This window comes from Neisseria sp. P0021.S006, from assembly GCF_051956895.1.
Genome location: NZ_JBQCWZ010001339.1, coordinates 1 through 232 on the forward strand (window position 1 = coordinate 1; position 232 = coordinate 232).

The window sequence follows — 232 nt, forward strand, 5'->3', positions numbered from 1 at the left end:
CGGCTACGTTGGTCACTTTGTTGCCGGCGTTGTTCAATCCGTCTTTGGTCAGTTTGACATCACCTGCTTTAACGCCGTCTTGGGTCAATGCAACATCGTCGCCTACTTTCACACCGTCGTTGTTCACGGTGGTGTCGCCGGCTTTGACGCTGTCTACCACCAGGTCTTTGTTCAGCTTGACGGTCACTTTATCGTCTTGGGCTTCAGTGGTGATGTTGTCGTCGCCGGCAAC

1 protein-coding gene is annotated in these 232 nt (G+C 53.4%); it reads right to left on the reverse strand.

Going from position 1 to position 232, the window contains the following annotated elements:
- The coding region (locus ACTHUM_RS20195; protein WP_440404028.1) for a hypothetical protein at positions 1-232 on the reverse strand (232 nt) is incomplete at both ends.